This window comes from Roseovarius tibetensis, from assembly GCF_050896375.1.
GTDB classification, from domain to species: domain Bacteria; phylum Pseudomonadota; class Alphaproteobacteria; order Rhodobacterales; family Rhodobacteraceae; genus Roseovarius; species Roseovarius tibetensis.
Genome location: NZ_JBPBBB010000004.1, coordinates 117212 through 132764, shown reverse-complemented (window position 1 = coordinate 132764; position 15553 = coordinate 117212). Strand labels below are relative to the sequence as shown.

Below are 15553 nucleotides of genomic sequence, written 5' to 3'. Positions count from 1 at the left end.
TCAGGCCATCTCGACTGATTTCGTCTCTTCGTAGACAGAGCCGTCATCGTCGTACCAGGTGAACTTGAAATCGCCGGCCTCGGGCACGACGGCCTCGAACTCGAAATACGGGTTTGTCGAGATCGCGGGCTCCATCGCCACATCGACCACCATCTCGCCGTTGAACTCGCAGGTGAAGCGGTGGATGATCGAGCGCGGAATGGTGTTGCCGTCGCTGTCCTTGCGCTGACCGGATTCCATCGGGTGGCTGATCAGCGTCTTGATCGTTACAGCCTCGCCCGCCGAGGCGGAGCGGGGCGCTTTCACGCGGGGTCTCACATTTTCTGCCATTGTCGTGTCTCCTTGATCTGGATCAGCCGCCGCAGCCGCCGATGGTCACTTTGACGTTGCTCGACGCCTTGGCGAACGAGCCGTCCTTCATCCGTGCGACGGCCACCACGTCCTGCGTTCCCGCAAGACGGATCCGGGTCGATGCGGTCTGCGCGGCCGCCAGCGGGCCGAACTTGAATTCGGCGACACCCGGAGTCGGGTTGCCCATGGCCAGAATCAGGACCGCCTCCGCGCCGGGCGCGTCGATTTCGATCGGGACGGTGTTGCCGTTCTCGGCAATCTCGGGGGCCGTGAGGGTGACACCCTCGCTGGCCACATCGGCACCGCCCGTGAATTCGGCGATCGAATCCTCGGCCGCCGCGCTCGCCCGCATCGGCAGACCGAAGGCTATGGCAGCGCCAGCCCCCATCACCATCACGTTGCGTCGTGTCATTGTCATGTCTTGAGTCTCCTGTTCGGGGCCGCCCCCAGTGTGGGTGGCGGCGGTCAGTATTCCAGGGTGGACAGATATGCCACCACATCCTCGATCTGCTGCGCCGTAAGCAGCGGATCCAGATCCTCGGGGGCCGCCTCGCCGGTATAGGCGTCACCAGGCCGGACGAATCCCTCGACCTTGTAGAAGGCCGGCATCATGGTTCCCGGGAACATTTCCTTGGCGTTGACCAGCATGCCGCGCAGCTCTGCCTCGCTCCAGCGTTCGCCGGCCCCGTCCAGAGGCGGGCCGATCTCGCCGTGCCACGGCACGTCACTCATTTCAGAGATGGCATGACAGGCGACACAATTGCCAAGCGACTTGTCGCCCACCACTTCGCGGCCGCGTGCCGGGTCCCCTTCCTTACCGGTAAGCGATTGCTCGACAGCACCGTACTCGAACGACACCTCACCCGGCTTGACCTCCGCTGCGATTGCACCGCTTGCGGCACCAACCAGCGAAAGCATCAGAATTGTGTGTTTCATGCGTCCTCCCTAACACATTCATTCTTTTGTATATCATAGAACACAATCATGTGAGCACACAACATCAAATTCGAATGTCCGAATTGGCAGATTGTCTGGCCCGACGGTCAATCCGCATTTGCAGAGGCGCGTTCCCGGATGCGCCGTGCATGATACCTTTGGAAATCCTCATCGGTATCAAGTGCATAGCGTTTTTCATTGACCCAGGTCAGCATGTCGAGCGTGGTCGCCGCCTCGAACGCCCCTGGCATCAGCGCGACCGCGGCCTCGTCGGCGCTCTGGCCGTCGGGGACCTCCTCGGGCAGGAAAAGAATCGATGGCGTGAACAGCAGCCCCCATTTGCGCGTCGCCGCCTTCTCGCTCAGGGCCTCGCCGTCGAAATCGGTGACCTCGGTATCGCCGTGCAGGTTGATCTGCACCACGAAGAAATGTTCGCGGATGTAGCTGTCGATCTCGGGGCGCGGAAAGACCTGTTCGTGCATCCGCGTGCAGTAGATGCAGCCGCGCTGTTCGACCATCAGCATCAGGCGCTTGTCCTCGGCGTTGGCCTCTTGCAGATCCTCGCGCAGGTCCTTGAACGTCTCGCGCATCCAGTCCGTCTTGTGCAGCCCGTCATCCCCCAGTTCAGCAGCCGATAGCGGCAGCGCCAGCAGCATGGCGGCCAGCAGGCTCAGAAAACGTGTCATTCCCTTTCCTCCATCAGATATTCTGGAACACCGGGAACGCCTCCAGCATCCACTCGGCGATGTAGGTTATGCTGTCCGTGGCGATCAGCGCCGCGAACACGACAAGCAACAGCCCCATGGCCTTTTCCACCTTGGGCAGATGGCGACGGAACCTGGCCGCGAAGCGCAGGAATGGCCCGATGAACAGCGCGGCCAGCATGAAGGGCGTCGTCATCGCGACCCCGAACACCAGCAACAGGCCCAGCCCCTCCATCGCGGTCGATTCGGTGCTCGCCGTGAACACCACGGCCGTCAGCACGCCCCCCACACAGGGCGTCCACCCAGCGGCAAAGGCAAAGCCCACCACGTAGGCCCCCAGCACCGACATGTTCTTGGTATTGCCCGTATCCATCTGGAACACGCGGTTGAGGGCCCCGATGCGCAACACGCCCAGAAAATGCAGCCCGAGGATCAGCACGATGCTGGCGGCGACCAGCCGGAACTCGAACTGGTAGCTGCGAAACGCCTGGCTCAGACCAAAGGCCGCGGCCCCCAGCAGAACGAAGACCGTGATGATCCCCGCGGAAAACATCACCGACGCGGCAAAGGCCCGGCCCCGCACACCGGGCGCCAGCCGCCCCTCGGCGCTGATCTCGGACATCGAGGCGCCGGCCATGTAGCTCAGGTAGAACGGCACGATCGGCAGGATGCAGGGCGAGAAGAACACGATCAGCCCACCAATGAAGGCGCTCAGCAAGGAGACATCGAACATATTGGGGCCTCAGGCGGGTTGATATGGAAACATATTCAAACTATTAAATATCTGGAACCCTGCGTCAATTGGAACCCGACATGCCCCGTCTTGCCGCCTTTCTGGCCAGTGCAGTCCTGTGGATCGGCCTGTCCGGCCCGCTATCGTCGGCCGAACTGATCATGGTCGAGCAGCGTGGCTGTCATTGGTGCGCGCAGTGGAACGAAGAAATCGCCCCCATTTACCCCAAGACCGACGAAGGCGCGCGCGCCCCGCTGCGCCGCGTCCAGATCGGCGACTTGCCGGACGATGTGGCGTTCAAATCGCGCCCTGTCTTCACACCGACCTTCGTTCTGGTGCATGAGGGCAAGGAACTGGGCCGCATGGAGGGCTATGCCGGGGACGAATTCTTCTGGTTCATCCTGAACCAGTTGCTTGACGCACACCCCGGTGCGACCGCGCCCGAGTGAGCCGTGGGACGAACGGAACGGCGCCGCGACAGAATAGAGTTTGACAGTCCGGCGCACCGTTCCGATGATTGGCTGCACGGATGATGTCCGCGCAAGTCGCCCCCGCAAAAGAGAATCGGGAGAGCGCCAGCAAGAGGGTGGAGGACGCGCATGCCCGGCGATGTATCCGATGGGATGCTGATCGGCCTAATCGGCCTTTGCGGCGGGATCGTTCTCGGCCTTGCCGCGCGACTGGGGCGGTTCTGCACGCTCGGCGCGGTCGAGGATTACCTTTATCAGCAGAACGACACCCGCCTGCGCATGTGGGGGCTTGCGATCGGTGTGGCGGGGCTTACGGCCTTTGGGGCCGCCGGTATGGGCGGGTTCGATATCGCGCGCAACGTATACTGGATGACGCCGTGGTCGCCGTTCGGCTCGATCCTTGGCGGCCTGATGTTCGGGTATGGCATGTCGCTGGCGGGCACCTGCGGGTTCGGTGCGCTTGCCCGGTTGGGCGGCGGTGACCTGCGGTCTTTCGTGATCGTTCTGGTGATGGGGATCGCGGCCTACATCATGATGTCCGGTCCGCTGGCCCCCCTGCGCATCACCGCGATGGCCGCCACCACACCCGCGCTCGAAGCGCAAAGCTACGCACAGGTGATCTCACGCCTGACCGGGCTGCCGATGATTGCGGCGGGGCTGCTGATGTCGGGCGGGATCGGCCTTGCGGCCCTTGGCGCGCGCCGCTTTCGCGAAAACCGCACTGCGGTGATATGGGGGGCGCTTGCAGGCCTTGCGATCACCTCGGGCTGGATAGGCACGTCATGGGTCGCCACGCACGGGTTCATGCTGCAGCCCGTGCAAAGCCACACGTTTTCGGCCCCGCTTGGCGAGACGATCCTGTTTCTCATGACCGCAAGCGGTGGTGGGTCTTGGATCAGCTTCGGGGTGGCGTCGGTGCTGGGGGTTGTCGTCGGCTCCTTTTTCGGCAGCGTCATCAAGGGACACTTCCGGTGGGAGGCCTGCGAAGACCCCCGCGAGCTCAAACGCCAGATGCTTGGCGCCGTCTGCATGGGCTTCGGCGCGGTGCTGGCCTTTGGCTGCACGGTCGGGCAAGGGATGTCCGCCTTTTCCGTCCTGTCGCTCAGCGCGCCGGTAACCTTTGCGGCGATATTCGCAGGCGCCGCGCTTGGCCTGCGGCAACTGATCACGGGTCTGGCCTGACGGGGCGGCCCGGTGCCGTGTCAGATGCCGCCGGCGCCGGGACCGGACTGCTTGAACGTCACGGAGAACGCGCCGAATTCGTCGGCTTCGACATGGACGACCTGTCGCGGGATACGGATTTCGATATCGCGTGCCGCATCCCCGTCCTGCCAAGGACGATCGATCAGCGTGCATCCCGCGTCCTGGCCCGCATAGTCCGCCATCGGCGACACTTCGGTCATGAATTCCAGCCCGCGTGTGATGGTCTGCCCGCCGAGCGCGACGCTGCCCGAGGCGACGACACCACGCGCCTTGCCCTTTGTCAGGATGGATTGCTGATCGCTTTGCGCCCAGACTCCGCAGATCAGGGTCCGCCCCTGGGTTTCGCGCAGATCCGCGGCCACGGTCAGGCCGCCGCCGCTGCTGTAACTTCCGCCAGTGACGACCGGGTTGGAACCAAGCCGCGCCACGGTCTGCGGCCCGGTGGCCGCGCAGCCGGCAAGAGCGGTGGCAAGGGCGATGAACGTCGCATGTCGAAACATTGTAGACCTCCTGTGTCGGTTGGCATCGACATAGGGGTTCGGGGCGAGAATGCCAACCGAAGGCTCAGCCGGCCCTGGCGAACTCGGCCGTCTCCGACAGCATCTCGGGGTACCATTTTTCCAGCACCGGCAGAAACGCCTCGCGCAACCGGCCGACCTGCGCGGGCGTCAGATCCTCGCGCCAGACACCCGCCTGCCCCTTGGCGAAGAAGGCTTTCATTTCAGACGGCTTCTCGGCAAAGCCGTGCGTCTGTTCAAATTTCTTCATGGTCTCGAAATTCGTGGCCCGCACAGCACGGGCCAGCTTGGGCTTGTCCACGGGCACCCGGAAAAACGTTTCAATCAACCCGCGCATCGCCTTGCCGGTATTGGCGAGCATGTCTTCGTAGCGCAGGACGTGACGCGGCAGGCCCGGCGCGGTGGTCCAACTGGTCACATGGTCGTCCCAACGACCAAGCGGCTCGAATATGCCGTCGGCCGTGCCAGCCATCGCATCCGGGTTCATCATCCTGTCGATCGCCGTATCCAGATCAGTCACCTGGTGACGCGCAAAAGAGGGCGCCAGATCAAAGGGATTGCGCATGATATAGACCGCCGCCGCCGTCAGTTCTGGCGGGATGAGGTCCGTATTGCCAGCGCGCATCGTCTGGCAGTGCGTCTTGACGAAATGGTGGTTCGGCTTGGACCCGGCGATCAGCCGCAACGCCTTGGGCCGGACCCTGAGCCAGTCTTCGAGAGTGGTGCCGGTATAACGCCCCCCCGCGGCGGCATCAAAGAAATCGCGCCGCACATCGCCGGTCGTGAAATTGCGCAGGTTGTTGAGATCGGGCGCTTTCCCGTCGGGCATGAAATAATGCGCCAGAAGGCTACGCACCCACGTGTTGCCGGATTTCGGAAAAGAGGCCAGCCAGATGATGCGGCGCAGATCGGTCATTCCAGATACCCGTATTGCTTCATCACCTTGCGATGCGCATGCTTCATCTTCTTGACAAGGCGCGGCGGCAGGTCGGTTTTCCACTGATCGCTCTGTCCGCGCGCGAAGAACCGCTCGCTTTGAGGGGACTTTTCGATGAATCCCTGCTTTTTCTCCTGTTCGGACAGTTCCTTGAAACTGGAAAACATGATCGCACGATCCAGCCGCTCGGGGTCGACGGGCATCCCCAGATGTTCAAGAAGCTTGGAAAAACAGGATTGCGGATCAGCCAGCATGTCCTCGTAGCGCATCACGAGAACGGGATAGGCCGATTGCCCGGTCCAGCTGCGCACATGGTCGGACCACGATCCCAGAAACTGGGTGACGTTGTCGACATCCGGCGGATTGGCATTATCCGGGTGGCTGACGGTGTACACCGCCTCGTCCTGGGTCATGCCGTAATGACGCGCATAGGACAGCACCATGTCCAGCGGATTGCGCATGATATAGAAGGCCGACTGCGTGACGTCATCGGGGATCAGGGTCACGCCGCGCGCGGTGGTGCGCGCATTATGCGTCTTGACCAGGTTGATATCGGCGTTGTTGGCAACGATGCCGCGCAGCACAAGCCGCCGCAGTTTCAATGTCAGGTCAATGTCGGTCGTGTCGATCTGGCGCCCCGCCACCATGTGATAGGTCTTGACGATGGAATCGCCCATGGCGACGCGATGCGCATTGTTGATCGGCACCGCCTCATTGGCATTGGCAAAGTAATTGGCGAGAAAGATACGCGCCCACGTATTGCCCGACTTCGGGTAGGACGCCATCCAGACGATGCTTTTCTTCATGCTCGGGGACGTCCGTTCCAGTCTGCGAAAATTCTGTCACTGAAATAAAAGAAGCGGGGGGTGATGTCACCCCCCGCCACAAGACTTTCAACTCGACCGGATCAGAAGCTCAGGTTGATCGCGGTTGCGAGCATGTTGCCTTCGATCTTCGGGTTGCCAGCAACCGTGCCGTTGTTCTGCTCGGTGTACAGGTAGTACACGTCCCAGCTCACGCCGGCGCCGAGGTCGCGGGTCGCACCAACCTTGTAGGCTTCGTAATCGGATGTCGGGTTGCCGACACCGGTCTGGACCTCACCCTGGTAGGTCTCTGCGCCGACGGACCACGGGCCTGCAATGTCGTAGTTGACACCAAGGCTATAGCCTTCGCTGTCGGCACCTGCGCCACCGCCGGAACCGGTCACGACACCACCGACGCCGTTCGGGCCGCCGTTGTCGTTCTCGGTGTAGGTCGCGCCGAAGGTGAAGTTGTTCACACCAACGGTTGCGCCGATGCCCCAGGTCTCGGGATCGCTCACACCGACGAGGTTCGTGTTAGCCGTACCCCAACGTGCGGCCAGGCCCAGATCGACGCCGTTGAACGACTGCTGGTAGCCGACACCGATGTCGAAGATGTCCGTAATCGTGACCGCATTGCGGTTCGGGGCGAAGTTGTTGGCGGCGTTCACGTCACCCGAAGCGGCGTAGGACACGCCCAGGGTCAGACCGTTGAACGACGGCGTGAAGTAGCTGATGCGCTGCACGTCGTTGTTGCCCGCAACCTCGGTCAGCGACGAGATGCCGGCCTGACGGAACCCGCTGGTGCCGGTCGTCGGGATGAAGCCCGAGATCGAGTAGGAGTTGATGGCCATCGACGCGATGCCCGGCGTGTAGACGGAGCCCATCAGCAGGTAGCCTGCCGAGTTCTCGGAGCCGAGGATGATCTTGCCCAGCATGTCGCCTTCGATGGTGACATAGGACTCGTCGATTTCGGAGGTGCCCGAGTTCAGTGCTTCGAACTGAACGCTGAAGCCCATGGTCAGGCCGTTGTCCAGCGTGACGGAGGGCGAGAAGATGACTTCCGAGTTGGTGTAGACGTCGACGCCGTCGAAATCCGCGCCGGGTGCAATGCCGGTGCCGGAAACGTCAACCGCACCGATGTGGGTGTTTGCGAAACCGCCCCAGTTCATGTCCCATTCCTGGGCCGTTGCGGGGGCGGCCATTGCGACGCCGAGTGCGATCGCGCTGGTGCTGAGAAGTTGCTTTTTCAAGGGTGTCCCTCCTACTAAGCGGGTTTTTCCGATCCGCCGCACCAGTCGTTGGACGCGGCTTGACGTTCAAATGCGCCAAATGCCCCTGACCTGTCAACGCAACCGCCCTGCCGTTTCCCCATCGCCCCCAAAATGTGACGTAGAAAGCACACCCACCCCGTGCCGCGCCTGGGTCACGGCGGGCAGGCGGCATTGGGTGACGCCTGCATACCATTGATATCATTTATTTTTCAGGATGGGCATCGCGATCAGGCGGGGTGATGGCACCGCGTTGCGGCGTGCGACAGGATTCGGTCGATCGCCGCATCGAACCGGTCGTCCCCGACGGTCAGCGCGACTCGGACCCAGGGCCCCAGCGTGGCCCCGAAGGACGCGCCGGGCATCACCGCGACGCCGGTCTCCTCCAGCAGGTCATGCGCATAGGCGTCGCCGTCCATGCCGGTGGCCGTGACGTCGACCAGCGCGAACATCCCCGCCTCGGGGCGGTGGACGCGCAGCGGCGTGTGCGCCTCGATCCGCGCGGCCAGCCTTTCGGACCGTGCCGCAAAGCGCGCCCGCATGCCCGGTGCCACGCTAGATCCGGCGCGAATCGCGGCCTCGGTCATATCGGCGAGGAACGGCTGGTTGCCGAACAGCATCACCTCCGACAGCGGCAGCAGCGCCTCGGTGAATGCCTCAGGGCCGACGCACCAGCCGCTGCGAAACCCCGGTGCGGCGTGGCTTTTCGAGATCGACGAGACGGCGATCGTCCGGTCGGCAAGCTTTGGGTCCGACAACGGCGAGGCAAAGCGCACGCCGTCGAACACCATCTCCTCGTAAACCTCGTCGGCGATGATCCACAGGTCATGCGCGCACGCCACCTCGCCGATGGCGGCGATATCCGCAGGCGACAGGACGGCGCCGGTGGGGTTGTGCGGCGTCGTCAGCAGGATCGCCCGCGTCCGTGGCGTGATCCGTGCCGCCACATCCCCGGCCGCCATGCGAAAGCCCCGTTCGGGCCGCAGCGGCACCGGCACCATCCCGGCCCCCGTGGCGCGGATGACCCCCTCGTAGGTGGCATACATCGGATCGCCCACCAACACCTCGCAGCCGCTCTCGGCCACGGCCGCCATCACGGCGTAAAGCGCGGTCTGCGTGCCGGGAAAGCACATGATCTGGTCAGGCGTGAACGGCCGGCCCCGCGATGCGCTGTACCCCTCGGCAAGGGCCCGGCGCAGGCCGATCTCGCCGCGCCCGTCGGAATACCCGGTGCGCCCGGCCTGCATCGCACAGGTCGCGGCCTCGTGCAGCATGTCGGGCGCGGGCACGTCCGGCTCGCCGATGGTCAGGCGGATGATATCACGGCCCTCCGCCACCATCTCGGCGGCGCGGTAATGAACCCGCCATTTCGCCCCGCCCTGCCCCGCAAGCCGCTCCGTGACCGAAGAAAATCTCATCTTGTCCCCTTGCCGTTGATGCCCGTTATCCATGCGTGCGCACCATGGCGCGGGTCCGCACGCACCACAACCCGATACCCGGCGCACGCGCCCTGCCCGAATTGTGAACGCCCCGCGGCCGGTTCCGTGCTAGCCTGATGCGGTATCGACTCTGCCGTTGACCCGTCAGCGTCTTTCAGGGAGCATCAACAGTAACGTGACCCGAACCCAATAGAAGGAGATCACGATGACACAGACGATAGGCAACCCGCTGAGCTGGCTGGCCGACGCGACGCTCGGGGCGGGGCGCGGCGTTGGCGAGGGGACGGACGCGCTGCGCGGCACCGCGACCGCCCCGCCAGAGGTGCGGTCCCTGACGCGCGACGATCTGGCCACCGCCCTGCGCAGGGGGGTCGCGGATTTCACCGCCTTGCGCAGCGACGTTATCTTTCTGATCGCGATCTACCCGATCATCGGCCTCGCGCTGTCGCTGCTGGCCTTCGACATGGCGCGCCTGCCGATGCTGTTCCCGCTGGCCGCGGGCTTTACCCTGCTGGGGCCGGTGGTGGCGACCGGCCTCTACGAAATGAGCCGCACGCGCGAGGCGACGGGGCAGGCCGGCTGGGGCGTCGCGTTCTCGGTGCTGCGCGCGCGGGTTATCGTGCCGGTCGTCGTGCTCGGGCTGGCGCTGCTGGCGCTGTTCCTGGTGTGGATGTCCGCCGCGATGCTGATCTACAACCTGACCCTCGGGCCACAGCCGCCCGTCTCGGTCGGCAGCTTTGCCGGTGACGTGTTCACCACCGGCGCGGGCTGGGTGATGATCGTTCTGGGCATGGGCGTGGGCCTTGTCTTCGCGGCGGCGGTGCTGGTGGTCAGCTTCATCTCGTTCCCGATGCTGATCGACCGCCGCGCCGGCATACCGGTGGCCGTGATGACCTCGATCAAGGTGGCACGGACCAGCCCCCGGATCGTGGCCACATGGGGCCTGATCGTCGCGGTGGCGATGCTCGCCGGCACGGTGCCGGCGTTCCTGGGGCTGATGGTCGTGCTGCCGATCCTTGGTCATGCGACCTGGCATCTCTACCGGATTGCGGTCCCCGCGCCTCAGAACACCGCGTGATCGCCGCGCGGCGCGGTGACCTCGCCGCGCGCAAGCCGCTCGTAGAACGCCCCAAGCGTGTCGTGCCCGGTCTCGGGCGTCGCGTCTGCGTCGTAGTGGCCCGTCTCCGGGTCCAGTACCAGCATCGACTGGGTTGCGTAGTACCGCCCGATCCGCGCCAGTTCGGCCTTGGCGCGCAGGCCCGGCACGAGACGACCGCCCAGCGTCAGCCCCGCCACGATCCAGTCCATCAGCCGCAAGGGCACTTTCCGGAACCGCGGCGCCGCCCCGAGCGCGCGAAACAGCATCCCGCCCTGCTCTAGCGGCGTGATCGCAGGGCCCGGTCCGCCAATTGGCAGGGTCCGGTTCCAGCGCGCGGGATCGTCCAGACACCCCACCATGTAGCGCGCCAGATCGCCATCGCTGATCGGCTTGCACGCCGTCACTTGCCCATCCCCGAACACGAGGAACGGCTTGCCCGCGCGCAGCCGGTCCAGTTGACCGGACAGGGATTTGAAATAGGCGGTCGGGCGCACGATCGAATAGCGCAGACCGGACGCCGTCAGCGCGGCCTCGGCGGCCAGCTTGGCACGTTGAAACGCCAGATGGGGGCGCTGCACGCAGATCGCCGATAACAGCACGAAATGCCCAGCGCCCGCATCGCGTGCCGCGGTCATCGCCGCGACGGTGCCTGCGTGATCCACCGCCCAGGCGTCTTCGGCGGCACCGGTCCGCGACGCCATGCAGCAGATCACCGCCCCCGGCGGCCGCTCGCGCATTGCCGCGGCAACCGACCCGAAGCGGATCCGCACGGCATCGGGCAAACCATGCCCGCCCGCCGCATGATGCGGACGCAGGACGCAGTCAACACCGTACCCGGCCTCCAGCAGCGCGGCCACGACCGCGCGCCCGATGGTGCCCGTCGCCCCCAGCACGAGAACCGTCTCTGTCCCGGCGTCCGTCATTGCCTGCCCTCCACACGCCAAAATCACCCCGGATAGGGTCGCATTTCGGACGCGGGATCAACCCCGGCTTCTTCTTGGCCGAAATACCCCGGGGGAGTCGCGCCCCGGCGCGACGGGGGCAGCGCCCCCGGTAACGGCGCCCCGTAAGCACGGATGATTGCCATTCCCCGCGCGCTTGTCTAGCACGGCGACCAGATACCAGACCGTAAGAGGCCCACCCGATGTTCCAGAGCTTTTCGGAAACCGCCCGCCCGGACCAAGGCCCGCCGCGCCTTGAACGGCTGCGCCGCGCCATGGCCGAGGACGGGCTGGCCGGGTTTCTGGTGCCGCGGGCCGACGCCCATCAGGGCGAATACGTTGCTGCCTGCGACGCCCGGCTGGCCTGGCTGACCGGGTTTACCGGGTCTGCGGGATTTTGCGCGGTGCTGGGCGACGTGGCCGGTGTCTTTGTCGACAGCCGCTACCGCGTGCAGGTGAGGGCACAGGTCGATTGTGACCACTTCACGCCGGTAGACTGGCCCGAAACACGGCTTGGCGACTGGCTCGGGTCCCATCTGCCCGAGGGCGGCGAGGTGGGCTTCGACCCGTGGCTCTACACGCCCGACCAGATCGAGACCGTGCGCGCCGAGCTTCAGAAGACCGGTATCCGCCTCGTGCCTGTCGCCAACCTAATCGACCGGATCTGGACGGATCGGCCCGCCCCGCCGCAGGGACAGATCACGCCGTGGCCCGACCATCTGGCCGGTCTGACCCATGCCGAAAAACGCGCGCAACTGGCCGATACACTACGCGCGGCGGGACAGCGGGCCGCGATCATAACACTGGCCGATTCCCTCGCCTGGCTGCTGAATATCCGCGGCGCGGACATTCCGCGCAACCCGGTGCCTCAGGGCTTTGCGATCTTGCATGACGACGGGCGCGCGGCGCTTTTCACCGATCCCGCCAAGCTGGACGGCGACACCCGCGCGCATCTTGGCGACGCCGTCACGGTGGCCGCGCCCGACGCCTTCGGGCCGGCCCTTGATGGGCTGACCGGGCCGGTGCGGCTCGACAAGGGCAGCGTGCCGCTCTGGGTCGTGCAACGGATCGAGGCGGCGGGCATCGCGCATCACTGGGGTGAAGATCCCTGCATCCGCCCCAAGGCGCGCAAGACCGAGGCCGAGATCGCCGGAACCCGCGCCGCGCATCTGCGCGACGCGGCGGCGGTCTGCGAATTCCTGGCATGGTTCGCCGGCCAGGCCCCCGGCACGATCACCGAAATCGACGTGGTCACGCGGCTGGAGGCGTGCCGCGCGGACACCGGCCAACTGCGCGATATCAGCTTTGACACGATCGCCGGCGCCGGCCCGCATGGCGCGCTGCCGCATTACCGCGTCACCGAGGCCAGCAACCGCACGCTGACCGACGGCGATCTGTTGGTGCTCGACAGCGGCGGGCAGTATCTTGACGGGACCACCGATATCACCCGCACGCTGCCCGTGGGCGATCCCGGCCCCGAAGAGCGCGCGGCGTTTACCCGCGTGCTGCAGGGCATGATCGCGATCTCGCGGCTGCGCTTTCCCAAAGGTCTGGCGGGGCGTGATCTGGATGCCGTCGCGCGCTATCCGCTGTGGTTGGCCGATCTCGATTACGGGCACGGCACCGGGCATGGCGTGGGAGTCTATTCCTGCGTGCATGAAGGCCCGCAGCGCCTGTCGCGCAGCTCGACCGTCCCGCTGGAACCCGGCATGATCCTGTCGAACGAGCCAGGCTATTACCGCGAGGGGGCGTTCGGCATCCGGATCGAAAATCTTGTCGTCGTCCAGGAGGCCACTTCTTTGCCCGGCGGCGACAAAGGGCCCCGGCTGACCTTCGAGACTCTGACTCACGTGCCCATCGACCGCCGCCTGATCGAGACCTCGATGCTCAGCGACGGCGAACGCGACTGGCTCGACACCTATCACGCCACATGCCACGCGAAACTCGCACCACTGCTGTCCCCGAAGGCACGCGACTGGCTGGAAAGGGCGACGCAGACAGTGTGACACATTTCTGTTAGCGTTCTGCGCCAGACCACTGAAGAAACGAGATGAAAAGGACGGACGATGCCGAACATAACGATACGCAAGGCGACGGGCACATGGTCAGTGCGCGCCGGAGGGGCGGTCATCGCCGAAAGCCGCAATGCGCTGGAACTGATCGAGGGCGACAACCCCCCGGTGATCTACTTCCCGCGGGCCGATATCGCCATGGCCTTTCTCGACGAAGGCGACAAGACCAGCCATTGTCCCCACAAGGGCGACGCGCGCTACTACTCGATCGTCACCAAAAGCCACACGCTTGAAAACGCGGCGTGGAGCTATGAGGCGCCAAAACCCGATGTGGACGACATCCGGGACCACGTCGCCTTTTACGTCAGCGACCGCGTCGCGGTAGAACAGATCTGAACGGATCGCAGCGCCTTCGCCGCATCCTTACCCGTGCTCCTCTTCCGATATCGCGGCGAGAGCACGGTTATAGGTCTTGAGCGCATCGACATGAAACAGCGCGCCCAGCAACTCGGGCGGCTGGTCATCGCCTTTCAGGCTCACCACTGGGATGAACGGCACGAGGGACCGCTCGAAAACCGGCATCGCCGCCTCCAGCGTGGTCGTCGCATCCAGATAGACGCCCTGCTCGATCAGCGACCAGCAGCGATCGCGATCCGCCGCGCGATCGTGGTCGGGCGGTCGCATCAGCTTGCGCACCTGAAACATCGCAAGCAGGTAATCCTGCGGCCCCGCCGCCACCTGGATACCGCGCCTCATCAACTGTGACAGGAAAAAGGACCGCCGCACCAGCTTTGAGCCAAGCGCGGTGGACATGGAGACCGCCACCATCACCGCAAGCCCGGTCTGCCAGTCGCCGGTCAGTTCGAACACGATCAGCGTAGTCGAGATCGGCGCGCCCAGAACGGCGGCGGCCACCGCGCCCATCCCCGCAAGCGCGTATAGCGTCTGCGCGCCGGACACGTCCGGAAAAACCGCCGTCGCGACATAGCCAAAGGCCAGCCCGGTCAACGCACCCACCATCAGAGAGGGCGAAAAGACGCCGCCGCCCATGCGCCCACCAATGGTGATCGCGACCGCCGCCACCTTGATGACCGCGTAGACCAGCGCCTCGTGCCAGAGAAGCTGCCCGGTCAGCGCGGCCGACGTGGTCTCGTACCCCACGCCGATGACATGCGGAAACCAGATCGCGATGGCCCCGAGCATCAGCCCCGCCCCCGCCGGACGCAGCCAGCGCGGCAAGCGCAGCCGCACTTGCAGATGGGCCGCCACGTCCTCTGCCAGAAAGATCGACCGGGTCAGCGCCGCGGCCACCACGCCGCAGATCAGCCCGAGAATCAGGAAGGCCGGCAGTTCGACGTAGAACGCAAGCGCCCCGGAGCGCGTCAGAACGAACTCCGTCACATCACCGAATTCCAGACGGTTGATCACCGTGCCCGCGACGCTGGCGATCACGATGGGCGCAAAGGCGTGGACCGCGAAATGCCGCAGCACGACCTCTAGCGCGAAGAGCGCGCCCGCGATCGGCGCGTTGAACGACGCCGAGACGGCCGCGGCCACCGCACAGCCCAGCAAATCGCGACCGGTGATGCCGTTGGCGTTGATCCGGTTGCTCACCCAGGTCGAGATCACGGCGGCCAGATGCACCACCGGCCCCTCGCGGCCCGACGAACCCCCGGTGCCAAGGGTGATAAGCGACGCGGCGGCCGAGGCCAGCCCCTCGCGCTGCTCGACACGGCCCTCCGACATCGCGGCCCCCTCGATCACGTCCGCGACGGACCGGACACGGCCATCGGCGGTGAAATGGTGCAGGATGACCCCCACCAGCAACCCGCCCGCCGCGGGCAGAAAAAGAACCCAATACCACGGCAGATGTTCAGCAAGGCTGTGGACCCGCGAGACATCCTCGACGCCATAGGCGATCTGTTGCAGCGCGGTGATCCCCTTGCGAAAGAGCAGCGCGGCAAATCCCGCAGCAATTCCGATCATTAGCGCGATCAGCCAGAACTGGAACTGGCTGGGGCCCCGCGTGCGCAACACCGTCCAGCCATCGCGCAGACCCTGCCGCGTCGCGCGGCGCAACTGGCGAAAATAGGAGGGCGTTTCTGCCTGCATCATCCCCTCTTGATCGTCCGGCCCGCG

17 protein-coding genes are annotated in these 15553 nt (G+C 65.1%); 5 read left to right on the top strand and 12 right to left on the bottom strand.

Annotated features, from left to right (window positions below; genetic code table 11):
- From soxZ to ACROSR_RS04665, 5 genes are all read right to left on the bottom strand, one after another.
- Positions 1 to 330 (bottom strand): thiosulfate oxidation carrier complex protein SoxZ, encoded by a 330-nt coding sequence (gene soxZ / locus ACROSR_RS04685; protein ID WP_432682616.1) that lies wholly within the window; start codon positions 328 to 330, stop codon positions 1 to 3.
- A 22-nt stretch (positions 331 to 352) separates the two neighbouring features.
- Entirely contained in the window at positions 353 to 769 is a 417-nt protein-coding gene (soxY, locus tag ACROSR_RS04680) for a thiosulfate oxidation carrier protein SoxY (RefSeq protein ID WP_432682615.1), read from the bottom strand.
- A 47-nt stretch (positions 770 to 816) separates the two neighbouring features.
- On the bottom strand, positions 817 to 1287 hold the full coding sequence (gene soxX, locus ACROSR_RS04675) for a sulfur oxidation c-type cytochrome SoxX (protein ID WP_432682614.1): 471 nt from the start codon (positions 1285 to 1287) through the stop codon (positions 817 to 819).
- 107 nt (positions 1288 to 1394) lie between these two features.
- The gene (locus ACROSR_RS04670; RefSeq protein ID WP_432682613.1) at positions 1395 to 1973 is read right to left on the bottom strand and encodes a thioredoxin family protein; all 579 of its coding nucleotides are present in this window, start codon (positions 1971 to 1973) and stop codon (positions 1395 to 1397) included.
- 13 nt (positions 1974 to 1986) lie between these two features.
- On the bottom strand, positions 1987 to 2724 hold the full coding sequence (locus tag ACROSR_RS04665; protein WP_432682612.1) for a cytochrome c biogenesis CcdA family protein: 738 nt from the start codon (positions 2722 to 2724) through the stop codon (positions 1987 to 1989).
- A gap of 80 nt (positions 2725 to 2804) precedes the next feature.
- On the opposite strand from ACROSR_RS04665, the gene ACROSR_RS04660 reads away from it, so the two are divergent.
- Together ACROSR_RS04660 and ACROSR_RS04655 are read left to right on the top strand one after the other, a co-directional pair.
- A complete protein-coding gene (locus tag ACROSR_RS04660; RefSeq protein WP_432682611.1) occupies positions 2805 to 3173 on the top strand; it encodes a hypothetical protein in 369 nt (122 codons plus the stop codon).
- A 150-nt stretch (positions 3174 to 3323) separates the two neighbouring features.
- Positions 3324 to 4376: a YeeE/YedE family protein gene (locus tag ACROSR_RS04655; RefSeq protein ID WP_432682610.1), complete on the top strand. Its 1053-nt coding sequence runs from the start codon at positions 3324 to 3326 to the stop codon at positions 4374 to 4376.
- A gap of 20 nt (positions 4377 to 4396) precedes the next feature.
- Here the strand turns inward: ACROSR_RS04655 and ACROSR_RS04650 are convergent, their stop codons facing one another.
- The 5 genes from ACROSR_RS04650 to ACROSR_RS04630 all read right to left on the bottom strand — a co-directional run bounded on the left by ACROSR_RS04650 (position 4397) and on the right by ACROSR_RS04630 (position 9341).
- Positions 4397 to 4897: a hypothetical protein gene (locus ACROSR_RS04650; protein WP_432682609.1), complete on the bottom strand. Its 501-nt coding sequence runs from the start codon at positions 4895 to 4897 to the stop codon at positions 4397 to 4399.
- A gap of 64 nt (positions 4898 to 4961) precedes the next feature.
- On the bottom strand, positions 4962 to 5831 hold the full coding sequence (locus ACROSR_RS04645) for a sulfotransferase domain-containing protein (protein WP_432682608.1): 870 nt from the start codon (positions 5829 to 5831) through the stop codon (positions 4962 to 4964).
- Complete coding sequence (locus ACROSR_RS04640; RefSeq protein WP_432682607.1) at positions 5828 to 6658, bottom strand: sulfotransferase domain-containing protein; 831 nt, start codon at positions 6656 to 6658, stop codon at positions 5828 to 5830. The genes ACROSR_RS04645 and ACROSR_RS04640 overlap by 4 nt, the downstream gene beginning before the upstream one ends.
- A gap of 101 nt (positions 6659 to 6759) precedes the next feature.
- Entirely contained in the window at positions 6760 to 7905 is a 1146-nt protein-coding gene (locus tag ACROSR_RS04635) for a porin (protein WP_432682606.1), read from the bottom strand.
- A 248-nt stretch (positions 7906 to 8153) separates the two neighbouring features.
- The gene (locus ACROSR_RS04630; RefSeq protein ID WP_432682605.1) at positions 8154 to 9341 is read right to left on the bottom strand and encodes a pyridoxal phosphate-dependent aminotransferase; all 1188 of its coding nucleotides are present in this window, start codon (positions 9339 to 9341) and stop codon (positions 8154 to 8156) included.
- A 226-nt stretch (positions 9342 to 9567) separates the two neighbouring features.
- Here ACROSR_RS04630 and ACROSR_RS04625 point away from each other — a divergent pair, with 226 nt between their 5' ends.
- On the top strand, positions 9568 to 10440 hold the full coding sequence (locus tag ACROSR_RS04625; protein ID WP_432682604.1) for a DUF2189 domain-containing protein: 873 nt from the start codon (positions 9568 to 9570) through the stop codon (positions 10438 to 10440).
- Here ACROSR_RS04625 and ACROSR_RS04620 read toward each other — a convergent pair.
- Complete coding sequence (locus tag ACROSR_RS04620; protein ID WP_432682603.1) at positions 10425 to 11384, bottom strand: NAD(P)H-binding protein; 960 nt, start codon at positions 11382 to 11384, stop codon at positions 10425 to 10427. The genes ACROSR_RS04625 and ACROSR_RS04620 overlap by 16 nt on opposite strands.
- Positions 11385 to 11605: 221 nt before the next feature.
- On the opposite strand from ACROSR_RS04620, the gene ACROSR_RS04615 reads away from it, so the two are divergent.
- Together ACROSR_RS04615 and ACROSR_RS04610 are read left to right on the top strand one after the other, a co-directional pair.
- Positions 11606 to 13408, top strand: coding sequence for an aminopeptidase P family protein (locus ACROSR_RS04615; RefSeq protein ID WP_432682602.1), 1803 nt, complete (start codon positions 11606 to 11608; stop codon positions 13406 to 13408).
- 60 nt (positions 13409 to 13468) lie between these two features.
- Entirely contained in the window at positions 13469 to 13810 is a 342-nt protein-coding gene (locus ACROSR_RS04610) for a DUF427 domain-containing protein (protein WP_432682601.1), read from the top strand.
- Between the two features lie 27 nt (positions 13811 to 13837).
- Here the strand turns inward: ACROSR_RS04610 and ACROSR_RS04605 are convergent, their stop codons facing one another.
- Positions 13838 to 15526 carry a chloride channel protein gene (locus ACROSR_RS04605; protein ID WP_432682600.1) on the bottom strand — a complete coding sequence of 563 codons (1689 nt, stop codon included), beginning with the start codon at positions 15524 to 15526 and terminating at the stop codon, positions 13838 to 13840.
- Between the last annotated feature and the right edge of the window lie 27 nt (positions 15527 to 15553).